At 67.7% G+C, this 24,367-nt stretch carries 21 protein-coding genes; 11 read left to right on the top strand and 10 right to left on the bottom strand.

The window, feature by feature from the left end; translation table 11 throughout:
- Window positions 1–168 precede the first annotated feature (168 nt).
- Window positions 169–1,440, top strand: a complete 1,272-nt coding sequence (gene glgC, locus FZ983_RS29990) for a glucose-1-phosphate adenylyltransferase (RefSeq protein WP_149228217.1) — start codon at window positions 169–171, stop codon at window positions 1,438–1,440.
- A gap of 139 nt (window positions 1,441–1,579) precedes the next feature.
- Window positions 1,580–3,049 carry a glycogen synthase GlgA gene (gene glgA, locus FZ983_RS29995; RefSeq protein ID WP_149228218.1) on the top strand — a complete coding sequence of 490 codons (1,470 nt, stop codon included), beginning with the start codon at window positions 1,580–1,582 and terminating at the stop codon, window positions 3,047–3,049.
- Window positions 3,050–3,158: 109 nt separating this feature from the next.
- Here glgA and FZ983_RS30000 read toward each other — a convergent pair whose 3' ends face one another.
- Entirely contained in the window at window positions 3,159–3,899 is a 741-nt protein-coding gene (locus FZ983_RS30000; RefSeq protein WP_149228219.1) for a beta-ketoacyl-ACP reductase, read from the bottom strand.
- A 410-nt stretch (window positions 3,900–4,309) separates the two neighbouring features.
- Between FZ983_RS30000 and FZ983_RS30005 the strand changes: the two genes are divergently transcribed.
- From FZ983_RS30005 to FZ983_RS30015, 3 genes are all read left to right on the top strand, one after another.
- Window positions 4,310–4,870 carry a helix-turn-helix transcriptional regulator gene (locus tag FZ983_RS30005; protein WP_149228220.1) on the top strand — a complete coding sequence of 187 codons (561 nt, stop codon included), beginning with the start codon at window positions 4,310–4,312 and terminating at the stop codon, window positions 4,868–4,870.
- Between the two features lie 145 nt (window positions 4,871–5,015).
- Entirely contained in the window at window positions 5,016–6,818 is a 1,803-nt protein-coding gene (gene lepA, locus FZ983_RS30010) for a translation elongation factor 4 (protein WP_136705012.1), read from the top strand.
- Between the two features lie 158 nt (window positions 6,819–6,976).
- The gene (locus tag FZ983_RS30015) at window positions 6,977–7,606 is read left to right on the top strand and encodes a hypothetical protein (RefSeq protein ID WP_149228221.1); all 630 of its coding nucleotides are present in this window, start codon (window positions 6,977–6,979) and stop codon (window positions 7,604–7,606) included.
- A 67-nt stretch (window positions 7,607–7,673) separates the two neighbouring features.
- Here the strand turns inward: FZ983_RS30015 and FZ983_RS30020 are convergent, their stop codons facing one another.
- The gene (locus tag FZ983_RS30020) at window positions 7,674–8,759 is read right to left on the bottom strand and encodes an asparaginase (protein ID WP_149228222.1); all 1,086 of its coding nucleotides are present in this window, start codon (window positions 8,757–8,759) and stop codon (window positions 7,674–7,676) included.
- A gap of 50 nt (window positions 8,760–8,809) precedes the next feature.
- Window positions 8,810–9,034 (bottom strand): hypothetical protein, encoded by a 225-nt coding sequence (locus FZ983_RS30025; protein WP_149228223.1) that lies wholly within the window; start codon window positions 9,032–9,034, stop codon window positions 8,810–8,812.
- A gap of 158 nt (window positions 9,035–9,192) precedes the next feature.
- Here FZ983_RS30025 and FZ983_RS30030 point away from each other — a divergent pair, with 158 nt between their 5' ends.
- The 3 genes from FZ983_RS30030 to FZ983_RS30040 all read left to right on the top strand — a co-directional run bounded on the left by FZ983_RS30030 (window position 9,193) and on the right by FZ983_RS30040 (window position 12,913).
- Entirely contained in the window at window positions 9,193–10,146 is a 954-nt protein-coding gene (locus FZ983_RS30030; protein ID WP_149228224.1) for a LysR substrate-binding domain-containing protein, read from the top strand.
- Window positions 10,143–11,075, top strand: a complete 933-nt coding sequence (locus tag FZ983_RS30035) for an SH3 domain-containing protein (RefSeq protein WP_247884040.1) — start codon at window positions 10,143–10,145, stop codon at window positions 11,073–11,075. The genes FZ983_RS30030 and FZ983_RS30035 overlap by 4 nt, the downstream gene beginning before the upstream one ends.
- Window positions 11,076–11,137: 62 nt before the next feature.
- Window positions 11,138–12,913, top strand: coding sequence for a DUF3369 domain-containing protein (locus FZ983_RS30040; protein WP_149228225.1), 1,776 nt, complete (start codon window positions 11,138–11,140; stop codon window positions 12,911–12,913).
- Window positions 12,914–12,947: 34 nt separating this feature from the next.
- Here FZ983_RS30040 and FZ983_RS30045 read toward each other — a convergent pair whose 3' ends face one another.
- From FZ983_RS30045 to rpmI, 5 genes are all read right to left on the bottom strand, one after another.
- Window positions 12,948–13,301: a response regulator gene (locus FZ983_RS30045; RefSeq protein WP_149228226.1), complete on the bottom strand. Its 354-nt coding sequence runs from the start codon at window positions 13,299–13,301 to the stop codon at window positions 12,948–12,950.
- A 434-nt stretch (window positions 13,302–13,735) separates the two neighbouring features.
- The gene (gene pheT / locus FZ983_RS30050) at window positions 13,736–16,147 is read right to left on the bottom strand and encodes a phenylalanine--tRNA ligase subunit beta (protein ID WP_149228227.1); all 2,412 of its coding nucleotides are present in this window, start codon (window positions 16,145–16,147) and stop codon (window positions 13,736–13,738) included.
- Between the two features lie 12 nt (window positions 16,148–16,159).
- Window positions 16,160–17,227 (bottom strand): phenylalanine--tRNA ligase subunit alpha, encoded by a 1,068-nt coding sequence (pheS, locus tag FZ983_RS30055; protein WP_149228228.1) that lies wholly within the window; start codon window positions 17,225–17,227, stop codon window positions 16,160–16,162.
- Window positions 17,228–17,358: 131 nt separating this feature from the next.
- Window positions 17,359–17,730, bottom strand: coding sequence for a 50S ribosomal protein L20 (gene rplT, locus FZ983_RS30060; protein ID WP_149228229.1), 372 nt, complete (start codon window positions 17,728–17,730; stop codon window positions 17,359–17,361).
- A gap of 35 nt (window positions 17,731–17,765) precedes the next feature.
- The gene (rpmI, locus tag FZ983_RS30065) at window positions 17,766–17,966 is read right to left on the bottom strand and encodes a 50S ribosomal protein L35 (protein ID WP_012975158.1); all 201 of its coding nucleotides are present in this window, start codon (window positions 17,964–17,966) and stop codon (window positions 17,766–17,768) included.
- Between the two features lie 516 nt (window positions 17,967–18,482).
- Between rpmI and FZ983_RS30070 the strand changes: the two genes are divergently transcribed.
- Both FZ983_RS30070 and ubiB read left to right on the top strand, forming a co-directional pair.
- Window positions 18,483–19,259, top strand: coding sequence for a class I SAM-dependent methyltransferase (locus tag FZ983_RS30070; RefSeq protein WP_188092575.1), 777 nt, complete (start codon window positions 18,483–18,485; stop codon window positions 19,257–19,259).
- A 6-nt stretch (window positions 19,260–19,265) separates the two neighbouring features.
- Entirely contained in the window at window positions 19,266–20,804 is a 1,539-nt protein-coding gene (gene ubiB / locus FZ983_RS30075) for a 2-polyprenylphenol 6-hydroxylase (protein ID WP_149228231.1), read from the top strand.
- Window positions 20,805–20,807: 3 nt separating this feature from the next.
- On the opposite strand, the gene FZ983_RS30080 is transcribed toward ubiB, so the two are convergent.
- Window positions 20,808–21,734: a glyoxylate/hydroxypyruvate reductase A gene (locus tag FZ983_RS30080; RefSeq protein WP_149228232.1), complete on the bottom strand. Its 927-nt coding sequence runs from the start codon at window positions 21,732–21,734 to the stop codon at window positions 20,808–20,810.
- Window positions 21,735–21,813: 79 nt separating this feature from the next.
- On the opposite strand from FZ983_RS30080, the gene FZ983_RS30085 reads away from it, so the two are divergent.
- Window positions 21,814–22,473: a pseudouridine synthase gene (locus FZ983_RS30085; RefSeq protein ID WP_149228233.1), complete on the top strand. Its 660-nt coding sequence runs from the start codon at window positions 21,814–21,816 to the stop codon at window positions 22,471–22,473.
- Here the strand turns inward: FZ983_RS30085 and FZ983_RS30090 are convergent.
- The gene (locus tag FZ983_RS30090) at window positions 22,415–24,235 is read right to left on the bottom strand and encodes an acyl-CoA dehydrogenase C-terminal domain-containing protein (protein WP_149228234.1); all 1,821 of its coding nucleotides are present in this window, start codon (window positions 24,233–24,235) and stop codon (window positions 22,415–22,417) included. The genes FZ983_RS30085 and FZ983_RS30090 overlap by 59 nt on opposite strands.
- Window positions 24,236–24,367 lie beyond the last annotated feature (132 nt).

Here is a 24,367-nt window from a genome sequence, read left to right on the forward strand (position 1 = left end):
TCCACCGCTTTCCTCCTAGGACCGCGGGTTGAAGATCCGGCGGGTAAGCCGAGGCGAACCCGACGCCGGGCCTATTGGACATGGCGGCGAGATGTGGCACCGTCAACGCCTCCAATTGGATTGGCCGCTTACCCGCGGCCGCAAGAATAAGGCAAGGGAGTAACGGCCATGCTCGACAAACGCGATCTGCGCCTCGCACCGCGACGTGCGGTGGCGCTGGTGCTGGCCGGCGGACGCGGAAGCCGTCTGAAGCAGTTGACCGACCGGCGGGCGAAGCCGGCCACATATTTCGGCGGCAAATACCGCATCATCGATTTCGCGCTGTCGAACTGCGTCAATTCCGGCTTCCGCCGCATCGGCGTTCTGACGCAGTACAAGTCGCACAGCCTCCTGCGCCACCTCCAGCGCGGCTGGAACGTCTTTCGCGGCGAGATGAACGAGTTCTGCGACCTGCTGCCGGCCCAGCAGCGCGTCAGCGAGACGGAGTGGTACCAGGGCACCGCCGACGCCGTGTACCAGAACCTGGACATCCTGCGCGACCACGAGCCGGAATATGTCCTGATCCTGGCCGGCGACCACATCTACAAGATGGATTACGGCGCTCTGCTGCTCGACCACATCGACCGCAAGGCCGACGTCACCGTCCCCTGCATCGCGGTTCCGCGCGAACAGGCGACCGGCTTCGGCGTGATGCACATCGACAACGACCGCCGCATCATCGATTTCGTCGAGAAGCCGGCCGACCCGCCGCCGATGCCCGGCCGGCCCGATCTGGCGCTGGCCAGCATGGGCATCTACGTCTTCAACGCCCAGTTCCTCTATGAACAGCTGGAGCGCGACGTCGCCACCCCCGGCTCCAGCCGCGACTTCGGCAAGGACATCATCCCGCATCTGGTGAAGACCGGGGCGCGGATCATCGCCCACGACTATGCCGACAGCGCCATCATCGACGCGCCGGACGACGCCCCCTACTGGCGTGACGTCGGCACCATCGACGCCTATTGGGAAGCCAACCTGGACCTCTGCCACGTCACGCCGCAGTTGAACATGTACAACCGCGACTGGCCGATCTTCACCTACCAGGAGCAGCTGCCGCCGGCGAAGTTCGTCTTCGACGACGAGAACCGGCGCGGCACGGCGATCGACAGCTTGGTGTCGGGCGGCTGCATCATCTCCGGTTCCACCGTGCGGCGGTCGCTGCTGTTCAGCTCGGTCCGCGTCAACTCCTACAGCGAGCTGTACGAGGCGGTGGTCCTGCCGGAATGCGACATCGGCCGCCATTGCCGCCTGAAGAAGGTGGTGATCGACCGCGGCGTCAGCATCCCCAACGGCCTCGTCGTCGGCGAGGACGCGGAGTTGGACGCCAAGCGCTTCCACCGCAGCGAGGGCGGCGTCGTCCTGATCACCCGCGAGATGATCGAGAAGCTGCCGAAGGACTAAGGCGGCATATCGCCGCCCCCCGGCACGATGGCCCCGCGCCGATGCGGTCCGGCTCCCCACCGGACCCGCATCGGCGCTATACCATGCCTGCACCCTCCCGCCATTCATCCCTCCCGCCTTTCACCCGAGTGCCTTCCCGATGCGCGTCCTCTACGTCACGTCCGAATGCTACCCGATGGTCAAGACGGGGGGGCTGGCCGACGTGTCCGCCGCCCTGCCGCCGGCCCTGATCGCCGCCGGCGCCGATGTCCGCCTGCTGCTGCCGGGCTATCCCGCCGTTCTGAACAGCCTGCAGAACCTGCACGAGGTCGGCGACCTGATCACCGACCTGCCCGGCTGCGACCGCGCCCGGCTGTGCATCGGCCGCACCGCCGACGGCGTTCTCGCCTATGCGCTGGACGCGCCGTCGCTGTACGACCGCCCCGGCAACCCCTATCTCGGCCCGGACGGCAAGGACTGGAGCGACAACGCCCTGCGCTTCGCCGCACTCGCCTGGGTCGCCGCCGGCTTCGCCGCCGATAAGTCCTACGATCCCTGGTGGCGGCCCGACATCCTGCACGGCCACGACTGGCAGGCCGGGCTGATTCCCGCCTATCTGGCGCTGCGTCCCGACCGTTTCGCCGGCCCCTTCCGGCCGGGCACGGTTCTGACCATCCACAACATCGCCTATCAGGGCCTGTTCGGCCCCTGGATGATGGGCGACATCGGCCTGCCCTCCTCCAGCTTCCGCGTCGACGGCGTCGAGTATTACGGCAACATCAGCTTCCTGAAGGCGGGTTGCTTCTACGCCGACCGCCTGACCACGGTCAGCCCGACCTACGCCAACGAGATCCAGACAGCCGAGCACGGCACCGGCCTGCAAGGGCTGCTCGCCACCCGGTCCGACGTGCTGACCGGAATCCTGAACGGCGTCGATTACGCGGTGTGGGACCCGGCGACCGACCCGCATCTGCCCGCCCGCTACACCCCCGAGGATCTCGGCGGAAAGGACGCCTGCAAGGCCGACCTGCAATCCGCCTTCGGCCTGGACCGCCGCCCCGACGCCCCGCTGGCCGCCGTGGTCAGCCGCCTGACCTGGCACAAGGGCCTGGACCTCGTGCTGGAGGCGGCGGGCCAATGGGTATCCTGGGGCGGCCAGCTGGTGGTGCTGGGCAGCGGCGACGCCTCCAGCGAGGCCGGCTTCCGCCAGCTGGCGCAATGGCATCCGCAGTCCATCGGCGTCCGCATCGGCTATGACGAGCCGCTATCCCACCGCATCCAGGCCGGGTCCGACCTGTTCCTGGTGCCCTCGCGCTCCGAGCCCTGCGGCCTGACCCAGCTCTACGCGTTGAAATACGGTACCCTGCCGCTGGTCCGCCGCACCGGCGGCCTCGCCGACACGGTGATCGACGCCAACCCAGCCGCCAGCGCCGACGGCAGCGCGACGGGGTTCCAGTTCGTCAACGCGACCGGCCAGGAACTGGTGTGGGCGCTCCGCCGGGCGATGACCGTCTATCGCAAGCCCGACCGCTGGCAGGCGATGCAGCGCCGCGCCATGACGCGCGACTTCGGCTGGCACGGGCCGGCGGAGGAGTATATGGAGCTGTATCGGGGCGTCGCCGGGGGTTAAAGGGCCGGTCGCCCGCTTCTCCGGCCATGTCCCGGCGCTGGAGAAGCGGGCGTCTTTTGCCCCGACCGACCGCGCGGCGACTTATTGGCCGCGACTTATTGGCCGCGACTTATTGATAGTGCAGGCCGCCGTTGATGTTCAGCGTCGTGCCGGTGATGTAGCCCGCGATATCGGACGCGAGGTACGACACCGCGCCGCCGATCTCCTCCGGCTTGCCCAGACGCTTCATCGGAACGGTGTCGATGATGCCCTGGCGGATGTCTTCGCGGATCGCCATGACCATCTCGGTGCCGATGTAGCCCGGCGCGATCGCATTCACGGTGACGCCCTTGGTCGCCAGTTCGGCGGCCAGCGCCTTGGTGAAGCCGATGACGCCCGCCTTGGCGGCCGAATAGTTGGTCTGGCCGGCCTGCCCCTTCACGCCGTTGACCGACGAGATGTTGATGATGCGGCCCCAGCCGCGCTCAGCCATCTTGGCCGAGACCTGATGCGTGACGTTGAACAGGCTGCTGAGGTTGGTGGAGATCACCGCGTCCCACTGCGCCTTTTCCATCTTGGGGAAGAACTTGTCGCGGGTGATGCCGGCGTTGTTCACCAGGACGTCGACGGGGCCCAGATCGGCCTCGATCCGCGCCACCATGGCCTTGCAGCTCTCGAAATCGGAGACGTCGCCTTCGACCATGTAGAACTTGAAGCCGGCCGCTTCCTGCTCGCCGAGCCACGCCGCCGCCGGCTCGTAGTTGGGCAGGCAATTGGCGGCCACGAGGTAGCCGTCCTTGGCGAGCGCCCGGCAGATGGCGGTGCCGAGGCCGCCCATGGCACCGGTAACAAGCGCGATCTTCTGAGACATCCCTATTTCTCCAATCCTATTGGGTCAATTGTTCCGGGCAAGCGCCAGAGGCTGTGCGCAATGTAAAGGGCTTGGTCGCCTCCGAATCCCGTCGGTGGCTGCTGTACCGATGGGGCGGATCTCGTTCCACCCGCACGGTCATATTGCATATGCGAAAAGCTCGACTTTCGCTAGGCAGAAAGGCGAATCGCGTCAGCGTCCGATCACCTTGCGCGAAAGTGTCTCAGAAGATCGGGCGCCATTGTTATCGCAAGCGCTGCGGTTACCGCTGATTCAGCATCCGCGTCGAATGGAAATCCTGCCCGCTCGCTTTCGTCCCACTTGAACCTTCGGCATTGACGGGGAGCTGTCGTGGCGGAAGGCCTGGGGCGGCAGTACGATAACGCTCCCGCATCCGTTGGAGCGCCACCATGCCCATCCGTATCAATCGCGCCCGTCTGAAATCAGAACGCCATGATCGGGGTTGGTCACAGGATCACTTGGCAGAGGCCAGCGGGGTAAGCGTTCGCACGGTCCAACGGCTGGAAAAGGGCGAAGGGGCAGCATACGCCACCGTCATGGCGGTGGCTGCCGCCATGAGCTTGCCGATGTCAGCACTCGTCACCCCAGCCGGCCCGGCCCGCCGCGTTACTCCGCTTACCATTCTGCCCGACATCAGCCCGGCCCTTGCCCGCTATCGCGACCTCGGTTTCCTTCCCGTGGAAACGGGTGACCCCGGCTGCATGGGGCTGCGGGCGGGAAATTACCACATCATCCTCTGTACGCGCGCGTTCATGACCAGCGGCTTTCAAACTGGCAGTATCGAGCCGCTGGTGGGGCGAACGATCCCGTATGTTTGGGTCGAATCGGTTGACGCGGCGGCCGGCGCCTACGCTCGCGTTATCGAAAAGGTTGTAACGAGCGCCGGCACTCGCGAAGCCCTGGTCGAGGATGAGGGACAATGGGCGATCCTGGCCGAAGTCATGCCCTGAGCATCAGTCGCGCAAAGACACCGTGGCCAGCTCGCGCACGCCGCGCGCGGATCCGACCCTGCCAGGGCGGCCCGCGCACACCATCATTGCGCCCATCCCCCGTCCGCCCTATGTTCCCGGCAAACTCTCGCTTGTCCGGGCCCCGATGACTGACCTTTCGCACATCCGCAATTTCTCGATCATCGCCCACATCGATCATGGCAAGTCGACCCTTGCCGACCGGTTGATCCAGCAGTGCGGCGGCCTCGACGCGCGCGAGATGCGCGAACAGGTGCTCGACAGCATGGACATCGAGCGCGAGCGCGGCATCACCATCAAGGCCCAGACCGTCCGCCTGCTCTACAAGGCCGAGGACGGCAAGCAGTACACGCTGAACCTGATGGACACCCCCGGCCACGTCGACTTCGCCTATGAGGTCAGCCGGTCCTTGGCCGCCTGCGAGGGCTCGATCCTGGTGGTCGATGCCTCCCAGGGCGTCGAGGCGCAGACGCTCGCCAACGTCTATCAGGCGATCGACAACAACCACGAGATCATCCCGGTCCTCAACAAGATCGACCTGCCCGCCGCCGAGCCGGAGCGGATCAAGCAGCAGATCGAGGACGTGATCGGCCTCGACGCCTCCGACGCGGTGGAGATCTCGGCCAAGTCCGGCCTCAACATCGGCGCGGTGCTGGAGGCGGTGGTCAAGCGGCTGCCGCCGCCCAAGGGCGATGCCGATGCGCCGCTGAAGGCCCTGCTGGTCGACAGCTGGTACGATCCCTATCTCGGCGTCGTCATTCTGGTGCGCGTGGTCGACGGCGTGCTGAAGGTCGGGCAGAAGGTGCGCTTCATGGCCGCCGGCTCCGCCCATGACGTGGACCGCGTCGGCGTCTTCACGCCGAAGGCGCTGCTGACCGGCGAGCTGCGGCCGGGCGAGATGGGCTTCATCACCGCCGCGATCAAGGACATCACGCAGACCAAGGTCGGCGACACCATCACCGACGAGCGCAAGCCGGCGAGCGAGGCTCTGGCCGGCTTCAAGCCGTCCATCCCCGTGGTGTGGTGCGGCCTGTTCCCGGTCGATGCCGCCGATTTCGAGCGGCTGCGCGACAGCCTGGGCAAGCTGAAGCTGAACGACGCCAGCTTCCATTACGAGGCGGAGACCTCGGCGGCGCTGGGCTTCGGCTTCCGCTGCGGCTTCCTCGGCCTGCTGCATCTGGAGATCATCCAGGAGCGGCTGGAGCGCGAGTTCAACCTCGACCTGATCACCACCGCCCCCTCGGTGGTCTACAAGCTGACGATGACCGACGGCACGGTGCGGGACCTGCACAACCCGGCCGACATGCCCGATGTGATGCGGATCGACCACATCGACGAGCCGTGGATCAAGGCGACGATCATGCTGCCCGACGAGTATCTCGGCGGCGTCCTGCAGCTGTGCACCGAACGGCGCGGCCAGCAGATCGAACTGACCTATGCCGGCGCCCGCGCCATGCTGGTCTACCGGCTGCCGCTGAACGAGGTGGTGTTCGACTTCTACGACCGGCTGAAGTCGATCAGCCGCGGCTATGCCAGCTTCGACTACCAGATGGACAGCTATGAGGAAGGCGACCTCGTGAAGCTGTCGATCCTGGTGAATGCCGAGCCGGTGGACGCCCTGTCGATGATCGTCCACCGCAGCCAGTCCGAACGCCGCGGCCGTCAGCTGTGCGAACGGCTGAAGGAACTGATCCCGCGCCAGCTCTTCAAGATCGCCGTGCAGGCCGCCATCGGCGGCAAGATCATCGCCCGCGAGAGCATCAGCGCCATGCGCAAGGACGTGACTGCCAAGTGCTATGGCGGCGACATCAGCCGCAAGCGCAAGCTGCTGGACAAGCAGAAGGAAGGCAAAAAGCGCATGCGCCAGTTCGGCCAGGTCGAAATCCCGCAGAGCGCCTTCATCGCCGCGCTCAAGATGGGCGACGAGTAAGGAAACGGAAAGGCGGGCTGCGGCCCGCCTTTTTTGTGCAGCCCGGCAATTCCGTACAACCTGCGAAACAAACCGGCCGCTCGGGTGTCATCACGGCTGAGGACGGTGCCGCCCCTGCGCGGCGCCTCCCCTATTGTGATTCAATCCGGGAGGATGACATGCGCAAGTTTCTCGCCGCCGCCGTGCCGGCCCTGTTGCTGATGGCCGTTGCCGCGCCGGGCCATGCCCAAACCAGCGGGTCCGCCAGGGCAAACGCGGTCGCCAACGGCACGATGGACAGCGGCGCCCGCGACGTCCAGGCCAGCCGCGACATGATCGGCAAGCGGGTGGTCCACCGCCATGGCGGGCCGGTCGCCGGCACGATCCAGAACGTGACCACCGACGCCCAGGGCCAGACGATGGTCGAACTGAAGCTGGCCAAGACCGGCCAGACCATCATGCTCACCCCGTCCTCCTTCGAACGCCGCGGCCGTCAGGTCGTCATCATGCATGACCAGAACGAGCTGCAGCAGCTCGCCCAGTACGCCAGCCAAGCCAACACCGGCTACGGCAGCTCGACCGGCGGGTCGATGGGCGGTATGGGCGCCGGCTCCATGAACCAGGGCACGATGGGTCAGGGTTCGATGGGCCAGGGGTCGATGAATCAGGGTTCGATGAATCAGGGTTCGATGAACCAGGGCACCATGAACCAGGGCACCATGAACCGCGGCTCGATGGGCCAGGGCACGATGGGCCAGGGCACGATGGACGAGCGCATCATGTCGCCGAACAAGCCCGGCATGGAGTAAGCCACCGGCGGAGGCGGGAAGCCCAATGGCCCCCGCCTCCGGACAACACCTCAATCCCCGATCACCCTCAGTCGATCACCGTCAGTTCGCCGGCCAGCGGCTTCGGCATTTCCGCCTTGACCGCGCTGGCGTCCAGGCCGGCGGCGAGCAGGCAGACCAGCTTGGCGTAGCTGGCCTCCGGCGTCATGTCATAGGCGCCGACGGCACCGACGGCGCCAAGCCCGGTGGCATAGGCGCCGGGCAGTACGGCGCCGCGCTGCACCTGGGTGTTGTCCATCAGGACGACGCCGGCCTTCACCGCGGCCGCAAGGGCGTCGAGGAAATCCGGATCGGTCGGGCCGTTGCCCTCGCCGAAGGCCAGCAGCACCGCCCCCTTCGCCGCCGGGCTGGTGCCGGTCAGCATCGCCGACACCGTGCTGGCGCGGATGCCGGGATACAGCCACAGAATGACGACGGAGAACGCGGCCAGCGCCGCCGCCTGGGCCTCCAGCGCCGCCAGCCGGCGGGCCCGGTTCTCCGCATCGTCCAGCGAGACCGCGGCACCCGGCATCGGCAGCCAATAGGGCTCGTTGCGGGCGACCACGCTGCCGACGGTGGCGAGCGGCGGGAAGTTCGGCGAATCGAAGCCGGCGAAGCGGTTGGCATCGACCTTGGACGAGCGGTTGCCGCGCAGCAGCTTGGTATCGAAATAGACGCAGACCTCCGGCACCGGCAGGGTTCCCGCCACCACGATGGCGCCGACCAGATTGGCGAGCGCGTCGCTCAGCGTGAAGGTCAGCGGCACCTGCGACCCGCTGAACACCACCGGCTTCGTCAGGCCGGGCAGCAGGAAGGACAGGGCCGACGCGCTATAGGCCATGCTGTCGGTGCCATGCAGCACGACGAAGCCGTCATACTCGTCGTAAACCGACAGCAGCCGCCGGGCGATGGCGATCCAATCCGCCGGCGTCATGTTGGAGCTGTCGAGCGTGCGGTCGAACCAGCCCATGGTCCAGGTCAGATCCTTGTAGTCCCGCACCCCATGGCCGGACAGGCCGGGCATCGACAGGACCAGCCGTTCAAACTCCGACCCCGGCACCGGAGCCAACGCCCCGTCGGGATTGGTGACGCACCCGATGGTGCCCCCGGTGTACAGCACATAGACCCGCGCCATCGTCCGCTCCTCCCGCAGTCTGGTCGGCGGCAGGATAGGCGGACCCCCCACTACTTCTCAAGGCACAGCCGCCCCTGGAGCGTCAGCGGAGTCCGCACCGACGCCGGAGCCTCCTCTGCGACCAACTGCCGGCCGGGCGCTGGAGCGGCTGCCGGAACCGGGTTGTAGGCAAGGCGGAAACGCCGCGGTTCCGGCACCGCCGGCGGAGGTGCCGCGGGCGGATCGATCCGGGCGGCAGCGAGAACCACGCTGGTCCAGGCGGCGAACAGGGACATGGTCGGAAACTCCAAAGCGGTTGGAGACCGAACATGGGTCGCGGGCCATTCCCTTGGAAACGAATAGGCATTATGCCGTCATCACGATTCGTAATGACCGCAACGTTGCGGATGGGCGGACGCTCTGCTTGAATGGGAGGCAACTTCCGGTCCCCGCCATGCCCGCCAATCTCGATACCGACCTGCTGCGCGCCTTCGTGGCCGTCGCCGACAGCGCCAGCTTCACCCGAGCCGGCGAAAGGCTGGGCCGCACCCAGGCGGCGGTCAGCCAGCAGGTGCGCCGGCTGGAGGACACGGTGGGCAAGCGGGTGTTCGAACGCGACACCCATGGCGTGCGCATGACCCGCGACGGCGAGGTCCTGCTGGCCTATGCCCGGCGCATGCTGACCCTGAACGACGAGGTGATGGCGCTGATGCACCGCAGCCCGACGGTGGCCAGCGTCCGCATCGGCACGCCCGACGATTACGCCACCATGCTGCTGCCCGAGGTTCTGGCCCGCTTCAACGCCGCCTATCCCGACGTGATGGTGGAGGTGATCTGCGACAACAGCCCCGATCTGGTTGCGGAGATCGACAAGGGGCGCTACGACCTGGCGCTGGTCACCCGCAAGGCCGGCGAGGCCGGCGGCGAGCTGGTGCGGCAGGAACCGGTGTCCTGGGTCGCCCCGCCGCAGGACCCGGTATCTCCATCGGGACCGCCCCCGGGACACCGCCCGGTGGAGAGCCTCGATCCCCTGCCGCTGGCGCTGTTCCCCAAGGGCTGCGTCGTGCGCGACCTTGCGGTCGCCGCGCTCGACGGGATCGGCCGCGACTGGCGCGTCGCCTTCACCAGCAAGAGCGTCGTCGCCGTCCACGGCGCGGTGATGGGCGGGCTGGGGGTGACGGCGATGGAAAACTGCACCGTCCCGCCAAGCCTGCGCCGCATCGGCGCGGCAGAGGGGTTTCCGGAACTGCCAGACATCGACATCGCCCTGCACCGTGCCCGCGGCACGGCGCCGAAGCCGGTGCGCCTGCTGGCCGACGCCATTCACGACCTTGTCGGCCTCCAGATGCTGGGCCGCCGGGCGCCGAACCGCGATGTGCCGGTGCCTGTGAGGGAAGTCACGCCATGACCGCAGCGTCCGTCACCGCCGCCATTCTCCTCGGCCTCGCCGGCGCCCTGGCGGCCATCCCGCAGGCTTGGGCGCAGAGCCCCGTCGCCATCGGCGCCCCCCTGACCGGCGAGGTCGTGCTGAACCGCGACATCGAGGTGCGGATCGGCCCCAGCGAGGATGCCCGCATCGTCATGACGCTGAAGCAGGGCAAGGCGCTGAACGCGCTGGGCACCCCGCGCGGCACCTATTGGACGGAGATCGCCATCGGCGGCCAGCCCATCGGCTATGTCCCCGCCGATTCGCTGGACCCGGCGCTGATGGTCACCGGCCGTCCGGCGACCGGCGGCGAGGGGCCGCGGCCGCCGAAGCCGGCCGCCAGCCAGCCGGCGGACGCCCCCCTGCCCCACCGCAGCGCCGCCGTCGTGCCGCGCGCCGCCTGGGACAAGGCGGCCCAGACCCCGGCGGAAGGCTATGTCGTCGCCGCCGGCCCGATCTCCGCGACCGAGATCCTGAGCAACCGAAAGCGGCGCGGCTTTACCCTGCGTAAGGGCGACGTGGTGGCGCTGATCGGTGCCGCGAACGGCGAGGCGACGCTGGCGCTGCCGGCAGGCACCCGCGCGGTGGCACCGGTGCAGGGGCTGGTCGGGGTGGTGGCGCCCTATCCGCTGCCGGGCATGCCGCCGGTCGAGCCGGGCATGCTCTACGGCATCAAGCTCGGCGAATATGTCAGCTATGCCGAGGGCTTGCGCGCCTGGAAGGAGTTCACTGCCGGGCCGGGCAGCGCCTATCGCGACCTTCCGCCGATGGTGTGGCCGGTCTTCCGCAAGGGCCGGCTTCTATACGAGGTGGGAGTCGCTCCGTTCACGCGGTTGCAGGTCGACACCGCCTGCGGCACGTTGGCGCAACGCGGACTCGATTGTACGGTGATCGAGCTGGATACGTTTTGATGGGTTTGCACCGGACGGGCCGGCCGCGCCCTCCCTCATGACCCCTTCACGAACGAAGAGCCATGACCAACGCCGACCCGACCCGACCTGAAGACAACGCGAAGCCCGATCCGCCCCAGCCGGATCCCCGGTCCATGCCGGAGATTGCCGACGAGGATCTGGTGTTCCTCGACGATGCGGCTCCCGGCGCCGGTCCATTGGAAGAGGAGGAGGACCCCGGCAGCCGCTGGACCATGCTGATCGTCGATGACGAGCCGGAGGTCCATTCGATCACCAAGCTCGTCCTGTCGGACTTCGTCTACAAGGGGCGCAAGGCGCGTTTCCTGTCCGCCCATTCGGCGGCGGAGGCGCGGCGGATCCTGGCACGGGAAAGCGATATCGCGCTGATCCTGCTGGATGTGGTGATGGAGACCGAGGATGCCGGCCTGCGGCTGGTCCATCACATCCGCGAGGAACTGCAGAACCGCAATGTCCGCATCATCCTGCGCACCGGCCAGCCGGGACAGGCGCCGGAACGCGCGGTGATCCTCGATTACGATATCAACGACTACAAGGCGAAGACCCAGCTGACCGCCCAGCAGCTGTTCACCACCACGGTGGCGGCGCTGCGCTCCTACGAGGACATCGTGGCGATCGACGCCAACCGCCGCGGCCTGGAAAAGATCATCGAGGCCTCGTCGTCGCTGTTCCGCGCCCGCTCCATGAAGCTGTTCGCCGCCGGTGTGCTGACCCAGCTGTCGGGTCTGCTGGGGGTGGGGCCGGACGCGATCCTCTGCATGCAGCGCGGCAGCGCCGGCGGCGCTGGTGGCCAGGGTAGCTGCAACCCGGCCTTCAGCGGCGATAACGGCAACGGCAGTAGCGGCGATGGCCTTTATGTGCTGGCCGGTTCCGGCCGCTACGAGGATCTCATCAACGAACCCGCCGCCGGTCATGTCGACGCTTCGGTTCTGGCGGCGGTGACCGCCTGCCTGGAAGAGCGGGCGCATCTCTATGCCGGCGACCACTGCACGCTCTATATCCGCACGCCGAACGACCGCGAGACGGTGGTCTATCTGCGCTCCAACCGGCCGCTGTCCGACCTGGACCGCAAGCTGATCGAGGTGTTCTGCGGCAAGATCTCCGTCGGTTTCGACAATCTGCACCATTACGAACAGCTCTACCGGGCGCAGCAGGGTACGCTGGCGGCGTTGGCCGATCTGGCCGAACGCGGCCGCGGCGCACTCGGCATGGACGGGCTGGCGGTGGAGGCGGTGGAGGCGGTGGAGGACGGCCGCTTCAGCCGGTCGCTGCGCATCGCGGCGATCACCGAACGCATCGCCCGCCGCCTGCATGCCGATGGACTGTTCCCCGAGTCGCTGGACGACTCGACGCTGGAGATCATCGGGCTGGCGGCGATCCTGCACGACATCGGCAACGCCGCGGTCAATCCGGAGATCCTGTCGAAGCCTGGCCCCCTCGATCCGGCGGAACGCAGCGCCATGCAGGCCCACACGGTGGCCGGCGCCACCCTGCTGAACCAGGCGAGCCATCTGGCCGATGGCCCGACCCATCTGCATCTGGGGGCGGCGGTGGCGCGCTGGCATCATGAGAATTGGGACGGCACCGGCTATCCCGACGGCCGCACCGGGGCGGCGATTCCGCTGTGCGCCCGCATCGTTGCGGTCGCCGACGCCTATGACGCGATGACGCGTGACCGCCCCTATCGCAAGGCTTTGTCCCGGGAAGACGCGGTGGCGGAGATCAGGCGGCTCGCGGGGCTGAGATTCGACCCGGCGGTGGTCGATGCCTTCCTTGCGGTACTGCCGGACATCAACCGGATGGGTCCGGCAACGCGTTAGGGATCTGCAGTCATCGAACGGCGGCCTGCCATTCTCAAGGGCGGCAAAGCGCTTCCACCGCCTCGCGCAGCGGCCCGACCTGCACCGGCTTCAGCAACAGCTGGCAGCCCATCAGTTCGGCCTCGTCACGCCGTTCGGGGGTGCTGTCGCCGGTCAGGATGATGGCCGGGATCTGCTGCCCGGTTTCGGTGCGGACGCGCTCCACCACCTCGCGCCCGGTCCGGCCGGCCGGCAGGTAATGGTCGGCAATGATCAGGTTCGGCGTCCGGGTCAGGCCGCCGAGTTGCGCCTCCAGGGCGGCGGCGCTGACTGCGGTCACCACCTCGTATCCCCAACCGTCCAGCAGGATCGCCAGCCCTTCAACGATCGACCGATCATCGTCAACCACAACGACAAGTGGCTTAACCGATGCCGGGTTGCTTGCTTGATCGTCTTTCGGCTCAGCGATTGGTTACCCCAGCTTCGTCATCAGCATTATGATTGCCACCGAACACGCCAGGGCAATGGAAGCGTTGCCTGTGCCATAGCGGTGACATCGGTCGATTCACGGGCCTTCCGCAGACAAATTGTTCGGCAACCCGATCTTTCCACGGAGCCCCACGCTTTCGTCAAACATTGAATTGCAACGAAGAGTACCATGGTCTTCCCTTACCGAAAGCACTCAGGATTTCTCAATCAGCGATTCATCATATGCTTGTGTGATCGGGTAACCGAGTAGCGACTCCCTATGAGTTTTTCCGCTTCACAAAAAAAAGACCCCCCGGCGAAGCGGGGGGTCTTTTGTATTTCTCGACAACTCCTTCAACTGAAGGATGCCGACCCTCAGCTGCGCAAACTTCCGCCGGTGGCCTTGACCACTGCCGCGACGATCTTCTGGCCGACCGCCTCGATCGCCTCGTCGGTCAGGGTCGCGGTGGTCGGCTGGTAGGTGACCGAGACGGCGACCGACTTGCGTCCTTCGCCCACGCCGGGACCTTCATAGACGTCGAACACCGCGACATCCTTGACCAGCGCCTTGTCGGCGCCCTTGACGGCGCGGAGGATCTTGTCGGCCTCCACCTTGCGGTCGACGACGAAGGCGAAGTCGCGCTCCACCGGCTGGAAGGCGGACAGCTGGACCATCGGCTTGGCGGTGCCGCCCTTCTTCTTGGGCAGCGGCACGGCGTCCAGCATCACCTCGAAACCGACGACCGGCCCCTTGACGCCCAGCGTCTCCAGCACCGACGGATGGATCTCGCCGAAGCGGGCCATCACGGTGGGGCCGAGCCGCAGCACGCCGGACCGGCCGGGATGGTACCAGCCCGGCGCATCGGTGGTGACCTGCAGGTTGGCGGCCGGGGCGCCGACCGCCTCCAGCACCGCCAGCGCGTCGGCCTTGGCGTCGAACACGTCGACGCCCCGCGCCTTCTCCGCCCAGTGGCGCGGAACCGCCGCACCGGCGCGAATGCCGGCGGCGACCGTATCCTGCCCGTCCGGCGCGGGGGTGCGGAAGGCCGCCCCGACCTCGAACAGGCGCACGTCGGCGAAGCCGCGGTCGGCGTTGCGGCCGGCAGCCTGGATCAGGTTGGGCAGGATCGACGGACGCATGACGTCCAGGTCGCTGCTGATCGGATTGACCAGCCGCAGGCCGGGCTCGCCACCGCCGAACAGCTCGGCGACCGGGCCGGACAGGAAGGACCAGGTCACCGCCTCCGACAGCCCGCGACCGGCCAGCGTGCGCTTGGCCAGCGCCACGCGGCGCTGCTTCAGCGTCAGGGCCGGGCGGGTCAGCACCGTCTCGCGCGGCAGCGGCGTCGCCGGGATGGCGTCGAAGCCGTGGACGCGCAGCACCTCCTCCACCAGATCGGCCTCGCCATGGACGTCGGCGCGCCAGGACGGCACACCGAAGCGCAGACGGCCGTCCGCTTCCTCGCCCTCGACCGTGAAGCCCAGGTCCATCAGGATCTGCACCTGACGGTCGCGCGGCAGATCGACGCCGCCCAGCGCCGCGACCCGGCCCGGACGCAGGCTCAGGCTGCGCTTCCAGTCCGGCTCGGCCCCGGCGATCACCAGTTCCGACGGCTCGCCGCCGCACAGTTCCAGGATCAGGCGGGTGGCGCGTTCCATGCCGGCGAAGACCGCGGCCGGATCGACGCCGCGCTCGAAGCGGTAGCGGGCGTCGGAGTCGATGCCCAGCCGGCGGCCGGTCTGCGCGGTGCGCACCGGGTCGAACAGCGCCGCCTCGACGAAGACGTTGACGGTCGTCTCGGTACAGCCGGTCGGCTCGCCGCCGACGATGCCGGCCAAAGCCTCCGCCCGTTCGTCGTCGGCCACCACGGTCATGGCGCCGTCCAGCGCGTATTCCTTGCCGTTCAGCGCGGCCAGGGTCTCGCCCTCGCGCCCCAGGCGGACGGTGATGTTGCCCTTCACGGTGTCGGCGTCGAAGACGTGCAGCGGACGGGCGGCGTCGAAGGTCAGGTAGTTGGTGATGTCGACCAGCGCCGAGATCGGACGCAGGCCGATGGACACCAGCTTGTCCTGCAGCCACTTCGGTGACGGGCCGTTCTTCACGCCGCGGATATAGCGGCCGACGAACAGCGGGCAGGCCTCCGGCGCATCGATGCTGACGCCGATCGGGCTGGCGAAGCGGCCCTCCACCGGCGTGGTGTCGAGATGCCCGGCGGTCAGCGGCTTCAGCGTGCCCATGCCGGCGGCGGCGAGGTCGCGGGCGATGCCGCGCACGCCGGCGCAGTCGGCGCGGTCGGGCGTCAGATTGATGTCGATGACCGGATCGTTCAGCCCGGCATAGTCGGCGAAGCCGGCGCCGACGGGCGCGTCGTCCGGCAGCTCGATGATGCCCTCATGCTCGTCCGACAGCTTCAGCTCGCGCTTGGAGCACATCATGCCGTTCGACTCGACGCCGCGGATGACGCCCTTCTTCAGCGTGATGTCGGATCCCGGGACATAGGTGCCCTCCGGCGCGAAGACGCCCTTCATGCCGGCGCGCGCATTGGGGGCGCCGCAGACGACCTGCAGGGTGCCGGCGCCGGTATCGACCATCAGCACGCGCAGCTTGTCGGCGTCCGGGTGCTTCTCGGCCGAAACGACGTGGGCGACGCGGAAGGGCGCCAGTTCCTTCGACCGGTCATGGACGCCTTCCACCTCCAGCCCGAGGGCGGTCAGCTTTTCCGTGATCTGGTCGAGCGAGGCGTCGGTCTCCAGATGGTCCTTCAGCCAGGACAGCGTGAACTTCATGGGTCCGGCTCCTTAGCGCGTCAGGCCGTGGGCGATGTTGGGAATGTCGAGGGGCACGAAGCCGTAATGCTTCAGCCAGCGCAGGTCGGCTTCGAAGAAGGTGCGCAGGTCGGGGATGCCGTATTTCAGCATCGCCACGCGCTCCACCCCCATGCCGAAGGCGAAGCCCTGGTAGCGGGTGCTGTCGATGCCGCAGGCTTCCAACACGTTGGGGTGGACCATGCCGCAGCCGAGGATTTCCAGCCAGTCGCCGTAGTTGCCCAGCTTCAGTTCGCCGCCCTTGCGCGAGCAGCCGATATCGACCTCCGCCGATGGCTCGGTGAAGGGGAAGAAGCTGGGGCGGAAGCGCAGCGGCAGGTCGTCCACGTCGAAGAAGGCGCGGCAGAACTCGACGAGGCAGCCCTTCAGGTGCCCCATGTTGGTCGCTTCGTCGATGACCAGCCCCTCGATCTGGTGGAACATCGGGGTGTGGGTCATGTCGTAGTCGGAGCGGTATGTCCGCCCCGGCGCGATGATGCGGATCGGCGGCTTGTTGTTCAGCATGGTGCGGACCTGCACCGGGCTGGTGTGGGTGCGCAGGAGCATCTTCTTATCGCCAGAATCGGGCAGATAGAAGGTGTCGTGCATGTCGCGCGCCGGGTGGCCGGGCGGGAAGTTCAGGGCGGTGAAGTTGTGGAAATCGTCCTCGATGTCCGGCCCTTCGGCGACCGAGAAGCCCATCTCGGCGAAGATGGCGATCATCTCGTCCATCGTCTGGCTGATGGGGTGGATGCGCCCTTCGGTCTCGGGGCGGACCGGCAGGGTCACGTCGACCCGCTCGGCTTCCAGCCGCGCCTTCAGGTGGGCGGCGGCGAGGTCGGCCTTGCGCGCGTCGATGGCGGCGGCGATCTCGTCCTTCAGCGCGTTCAGCGCCTGGCCGCGCTCCTTGCGCTCGTCGGGGGTGAGGGCCCCCAGCTCCTTCATGAAGCCGGTGATGCGCCCCTTCTTGCCGAGCGCGGAGACCCGCACCTCGTCCAGCGCCGAAAGGTCGGCGGCGGCGTTGACCTGCGACAGAAGTTCGTCTTTCAGCGCGTCGAGCATGGCGGTTCCCGGCAAGCGTGGGGAAAAATCGGTGCAAAAAGAAAAAGGGAGCCGGCCCAGCGGCCCGGCTCCCTTCTCTTACAACTGACGCCGTGACGGCAAGCGTTCCCTGGAGCGGGAAGCGCGAGGCGTTACGCGGCGGCCTTGGAGGCGAGCGCGGCCTGGGCCTTGTCCACCAGGGTCTTGAAGGACTCCGGCTCGCGCGCGGCCAGATCGGACAGGACCTTGCGGTCGATCTCGATGCCGGCCAGCTTGATGCCGTTGATGAAGCGCGAGTAGGTCAGGCCGTACTGACGGACGCCGGCGTTGATGCGCTGGATCCACAGGCCGCGGAAATCGCGCTTCTTATTGCGGCGGTCGCGGTAGGCGTAACGAAGCGCCTTCTCGACCTTCTCGACCGCAATGCGGAAATTCTTGGAATTGCGACCCCGGTAGCCCTTGGCGAGCTTCAGGATCTTGCGGTGACGGGCGTGCGTCGTGACGCCGCGCTTAACACGAGCCATGGTTCAGTCCTTCCGAATTCTACAATGTGCCGAGATCAGGCGTTGCGCAGCCAGTTCTTCAGCACCGTGCGGGCGTTGGAGTCGCACAGGGTCATCATGCCGCGCGCATTGCGCTTCATGTTCGGGGACTTCTGTTCCAGGCAGTGGCGCTTGTAGGCGGCCTGAGCGCGAACCTTACCCGTGGCGGTCACCTTGAAGCGCTTCTTGGCGCCGCTCTTCGTCTTCAGCTTGGGCATTTTCGTTTCCTAGATGGAAATGAGGCGGAATTCCAACGGACGGGTGGGCATGCCCTGAGCCTTACGGCCCAGCCTCGCCGCCCGTGGAAGGATGCGCTTATACGCGCGGGAAGGGCGGGACGCAAGGAGGATGTGGCGAAAAGGCTGTCTGCTACGCAGCGGACACAAGGCTCCTCTTCGGCCGTCATTCCCGCGAAGGTCAGGCAGCGCCTGTTTTGCCGGTTCCCCTGCTGAGAACACGCTCCCTGTGCTAGGATTTGAGACCTGCCAAATGCGATGGAGAGCCAGATGGAACATCGGCGGAAAAGTGTTTCACGCTGTTCCATCCCCCACCGCGTCGCTGGCGCACCGCTTAACCGCACCCCATGGAACAGACACGCAAAACTGTTCCACGGTGTTCCATCCCTCGCCCTTTCCGTTCCTCACCCCCACCCGTCCTACACCATTCGCCGCAGCACCTTCCGCAGCGCACGCCCCCGCTGGCGCATGGCCCCTGCCCGCGCTATCTTCCCGGCCATGAGCGACCACACCCCCGATCCGCAAAAGCCCGCGTCCGGTGCCGAAGGCAACTGGTTCGGCTTCACCCCCGTAGATCCGTCCGCCAAGTCCGGGCTGGTCCGCGCCGTCTTCGACAGCGTGGCGACCAACTACGACCTGATGAACGACCTTATGTCGGGCGGCATCCATCGGCTGTGGAAGGACACGCTGATGGAGATGGTGGCGCCCAAGCCGGACATGACCCTGCTGGACGTGGCGGGCGGCACCGGCGACATCGCCTTCCGCTTCCTGAAGAAGGGCGGCGGGGCCGCTGTGGTCTGCGACATCACCGAGGCGATGGTCCGGGTCGGCCGCGACCGCGCCGTCGACCGCAACATCCTGTCCGGTGTGCAATGGACGGTCGGCGACGCGGAACGGCTGCCCATCGCCTCGCGCTCGGTCGACGCCTACACCATCGCCTTCGGCCTGCGCAACGTCACCCGCATCGACGAGGCGATCAAGGAGGCCCACCGCGTCCTGAAGCCGGGCGGCAAGTTCTACTGCCTGGAATTCAGCCACGTCGTCCTGCCGGTGCTGCGCGAGCTGTACGACGTCTATTCCTTCCAGGTGCTGCCCTTCATGGGCCGCGTCGTGGCGAAGGACGAGGCGAGCTACCGCTATCTGGCCGAGAGTATCCGCCGCTTCCCGCAGCAGGCCGATCTGGCCAAACGGATCGAGGCCGCCGGATTCGGCGCCGTGCGCGTGCGCAACCTGTCGGGCGGGATCGCCGCCATACATTCCGGCTGGCGGATCTAAGACCCCGTGTTCCGTATCCTGCGCAACCTGATCCGGATGGCCGTGATCGGCCGAACGGTCGCCCGTCACGATGCCCTGCCCGTCAGCCTGCTGGGCACCGCCCCCGGCCTGTTATGGCTGTGGCGCCGCGTCGCCCGCAAGGACGTCCCCGGCCGCGAGGGCGAGCGGCTGGCCCGTGCGCTGGCCGAACTCGGCCCGACCTACATCAAGCTGGGGCAGTTGCTCTCCACCCGCTCCGATCTGGTCGGCGAGCGGATGGCCGTCGATCTGGCGGAGTTGCAGGACAAGCTGCCGCCCTTCCCCGCCCATCAGGCCCGCGCCATTATCGAGGCCGAGTTCGGCCAGCCGGTGCAGGCGCTGTTCCAGAGCTTCGACGACAAGCCGGTCGCCGCCGCCTCCATCGCCCAGGTGCATTTCGCCGTCACCGCCGACGGGCAGGAGGTGGCGGTCAAGGTGCTGCGTCCTGGCATCGAAGAGGCGTTCGAGCGCGACATCGACCTGTTCTACCGGCTGGCGAGCCTTGCCCAATGGGTGCTGCCGCGGCTGAAGCGGCTGCGTCTGACCGAGATTGTCGACACCTTCGCCCGCACGTCCCGGCTGGAGATGGATTTGCGGATGGAGGCGGCGGCGGCCTCGGAGCTGGCGTCGAACTTCAAGGACGATCCGACCTTCAACGTGCCGAAGGTCGATTGGGAGCGCACCGGCGGCCGGGTGCTGACGCTGGAGCGCATCCGCGGCTTCAAGGTGGACGAGCCCGCCCGCATCTCCGCCGCCGGTTTCGACCGCGACGAGATCCTGGCGATGGCCTCGGCCAGCTTCTTCAATCAGGTGTTCCGCGACGGCTTCTTCCACGCCGACCTGCATCCCGGCAACCTGTTCATCAACGAACAGGGCACCATCACCGCCGTCGATTTCGGCATCATGGGCCGGCTGGACCGCGAGACGCGCTATTACCTCGCCGACATGCTGATCGGCTTCCTGACCGGCGACTACCGCCGCGTCGCCATCGTGCATTTCGAGGCCGGCTACGTCCCGCGCCACCAGTCGATCGAGATCTTCACCCAGGCCTGCCGCGCCATCGGCGAGCCGCTGCAGAACAAGCCGCTGGCCGACATCTCGGTCGGCCGGCTGCTGGCCCAGCTGTTCGCCGTCACCGAACAGTTCGAGATGGAAACCCAGCCTCAGCTGCTGCTGCTGCAAAAGAGCATGCTGACGGCGGAGGGCGTCGGGCGGCTGCTGAACCCCAACATCAACATGTGGGAACTGGCCCGTCCGCTGATCGAGGAGTGGATGCGCGAGAATCGCGGGCCGGAGGCGCAGTTCATCGACGATGCCGGCGCGCTGCTGTCCACCGTCCGCCGCATCCCCGCCTTGGTCAGCGAGGCGGAGCGGGTGACCCGCGACATCGCGGAAGGCGGCGTGCGCCTGCACCCGCAGACCGTCCGCCAGATGCTGAACGGCTGGGAGGCCCGCCGCCGTTCGGACCGCGCCGCCCTGTGGGTGATCGCGGCCCTGCTGGCGGTGATCGCGCTTCAGATGCTGTAAGGGTCAGTATCCCCGGCTGCGGTCCACCAGATTGGGCAGCGGCCGGCCCTCGCGCAGGGCCTTCACCGCATCGGCCACCTGCACGGCGCAGAGCGACGGGTGGGTGACCCCGGCGACATGCGGGGTGACGCGGACCTTCGCATGGCGCCAAAGCTGATGGTCGGCCGGCAGCGGTTCGGTGGCGAAAACGTCCAGGCTGGCGCCGCGCAGATGCCCGCTCTCCAGCGCGGCGAGCAGGTCCGACTCGACCAGATGGCCGCCGCGGGCGGCGTTGACGACCACCGCCCCCTTGGGCAGGGCGGCGAACAGCGACGCATTCATGATGCCGCGGGTCTCGTCGGTCAGCGGCAGCAGGCAGACCAGCACATCGCACTGCGGCAGCATCGCCGCCAGCCCGCCGGGGCCGGAGAAGCTCTCCACCCCGTCGATGCTCTTCGGACTGCGGCTCCAGCCCATCAGCCGGTAGTCCAGGGTCCGCAGTGTGCGGGCCGATGCCGCCCCCAACTCGCCCATGCCCAGGAAGCCGACGGTCACCTCGGAAGCCGGGCGATGGTCCAACTGCTCCCACCGCGCTTCGGCCTGGAAGGCGGCGTACTGGTCCATCAGCCGGTGCCAGTAGAGCACCTGGAAGACCACATAGCCGGCCATGTCGAGGGTCAAGCCGTCCGACACCATGCGCACCAGCGGCACGTCGGGAAGGGTCGGATCCTCCAGGATCGGCTCAACTCCGGCGCCCAGCGACACGATCAGCTTCAGGTTGGGCAGCGTCGCCAGCATGCCGGCCGGCGGCTTCCACACCACCGCCACCTCAATGTCGCCGACGTCGCCGGTCTCGGGCCAGACGCGCATCTCCAGGTCGGGAAAATGTCGGGCGATTTCCCGGCGCCAATCCTCGGCGCTGTCGCTGGCGGAGCAGAACAGAAGCGTCACGGCCGAACCCCTGCTATCTAGATTGCTGTTGGGGTGCGAACGATAGCGCCTTTCCCGAACCGCGCAAGGAAGCAAGCCCGTGCCGCGCCTGATCCTGCTGAACAAGCCCTATGGCGTGCTGCCGCAATTCACCGACGACCAGGGCCGCCCGACCCTGGCGGAGCTGGTTCCGGTGAAGGGCGTCTATGCCGCCGGCCGACTCGACCGCGACAGCGAGGGGCTGCTGGCATTGAGCGATGACGGACCGTTGATCGCCCGCATCGCCTCGCCGGCCAACAAGATGCCCAAGACTTACTGGGTGCAGGTGGAAGGCCTGCCAACCGATGAGGCGCTGGAAGCGTTGCGCCGCGGCGTCACGCTGAAGGACGGCCCCACCCTGCCGGCCGAGGTGCGGCGGATGGAGGAGCCCTTGGCGCTGTGGCCGCGCGATCCGCCGGTGCGCTACCGCGCCGCCATCCCGACCAGCTGGATCGCGCTGACCTTGCGCGAGGGGCGCAACCGGCAGGTCCGCCGCATGACCGCGGCGGTCGGCTTCCCGACCCTGCGGCTGATCCGCTGGTCGATCGGCGACTGGACATTGGATGGGCTGGCGCCGGGGCAGTGGCGGGAGGTCCCCCAACCGCCCGCGACACCCCCAGCAGGGCCAAAAGCCCCGGCACCAACCGGCAAGCGCGGCCCCGTCAAGCCGCGCCGAACAACTGCTCCTCGCTCAGCGCCATCACGCTCGCGGAACCGTTGACGACGGTCGCCCGCAGCGCCGCCGCCTTCGGCAGCACATGGGTGGCGTAGAAACGGGCGGTCAGCGGCTTGGCCGACAGGAAAGCGGTGTCGGCATCGCCCTCCGCCAGCCGCTCCGCCGCCACCTTGGCGGCACGGGCCAGCTGCCAGCCGCCGGCGACCACACCCATCAGCTCCAGCAGGGTCACCGACGCGGCGGCCGGCAGGCGCGGGTCCTGCTTCGCCACGCTCAGCACCCAGGTCACCGCCTGCTTGGCCTCCAGGACAGCGGCGGCCAATTCGGCACCGGTGACGCGCATAGCCTCATCGGAATGGCCGGACAGCTCGCCGGCCAGCGCCGCGATCTCGTCGAGCAGGCCGTTGGCCGTCGCCCCGCCGTCGCGCAGGATCTTGCGGTTGATCAGGTCGTTGGCCTGGATGGCAGTCGTGCCCTCGTAGATCGTGGTGATGCGGGCATCGCGCAGATGCTGGGCGGCACCCGTCTCCTCGATGAAGCCCATGCCGCCATGGACCTGGACACCGTCCGACGCCAGCTGCTGGCCGGTCTCGGTGCACCAGCCCTTGGCGATGGGGGTCAGCAGGTCGACCAGCAGGCCGGCCCGGCCCCGCGCCGCTTCGTCGGCATGGTGGTGCGCCACGTCCACCGCGGCGGCGGCGGTGTAGAGGATGCCGCGCATCGCCTCGATCCGCGCCTTCATGCCCATCAGCAGGCGACGGACGTCGGGATGGTTGACGATGCCCTTCGACTGCCCCTCGGTCCAGCCCAGCGGCTTGCCCTGCACGCGGTCGCGGGCATAGGCCAGCGCCTGCTGGTAGGCACGCTCGGCAATCGACAGGCCCTGCATGGCCACGTTCAGCCGGGCGTGGTTCATCATGGTGAACATGTATTCCAAGCCGCGGTTCGGCTCGCCCACCAGGAAGCCGGTCGCCCCGCCCTCGTCGCCGAAGGACAGCACGGCGGTCGGGCTGCCATGGATGCCAAGCTTGTGCTCCAGCGACACGCACTTCACCTGATTGCGGGCGCCCAGGCTGCCGTCGGCATTGACCAGGAACTTTGGCACGACGAACAGGCTGATGCCCTTCACGCCCGGAGGCGCATCGGGCAGGCGGGCCAGCACCAGATGGACGATGTTCTCCGTCAGGTCATGGTCGCCGTAGGTGATGAAGATCTTCTGCCCGGTGACGAGGTAATGGTCGCCGTTCGGCACCGCGCGCGACCGCGTGGCGGCAAGGTCCGATCCCGCCTGCGGTTCCGTGATGTTCATGGTGCCGGTCCACTCGCCCGAGATCATCTTGGGCAAATAGAGGTCCTTCAGCGCGTCGGAGCCATAGAGCTGAACCGCGTTCACCGCTCCCTGGGTCAGCATCGGGCAGAGCGCGAAGGCCATGTTGGCGGAATGCCACATCTCCTGCACCGCGGTGTTCAGCAGGTTGGGCAGCCCCATGCCGCCGCGCGCCGGATCGAAGGGCAGCCCGTTCCAGCCGCCCTCCACCAGCGCCTGCCACGCCGCCCCCCAGCCCTCCGCCGTGCGGGCGATGCCGTCGGCGCCGAGCTTCGCCCCCTGAACATCGCCGATGCGGTTCAGCGGAGCCAGGACGTTCTCGGCGATCTTCGCCGCCTCGCCCAGGATGCTGTCCACCATATCGGGGCTGGCATCCTCGAAACCCGGCAGAGCCGCCACGTCGGCCATGCCGGCGAGGTGGTCGAGGACGAAGCGGATCTCTTTCAGTGGCGGGGTATAGGGGATCGCGGCGGCGGTCATGGGGGACCTCTTCGGGTAACGGTGGGAAAGAACGGTGTCAGACGGCCTGCTGCAGCTCCGGCAGGGCCTTGAACAGGTCGGCGACGAGGCCGTAGTCGGCGACCTGGAAGATCGGCGCCTCCTCGTCCTTGT

It is taken from the genome of Azospirillum sp. B21 (genome assembly GCF_008364825.1).
Lineage (GTDB): Bacteria > Pseudomonadota > Alphaproteobacteria > Azospirillales > Azospirillaceae > Azospirillum.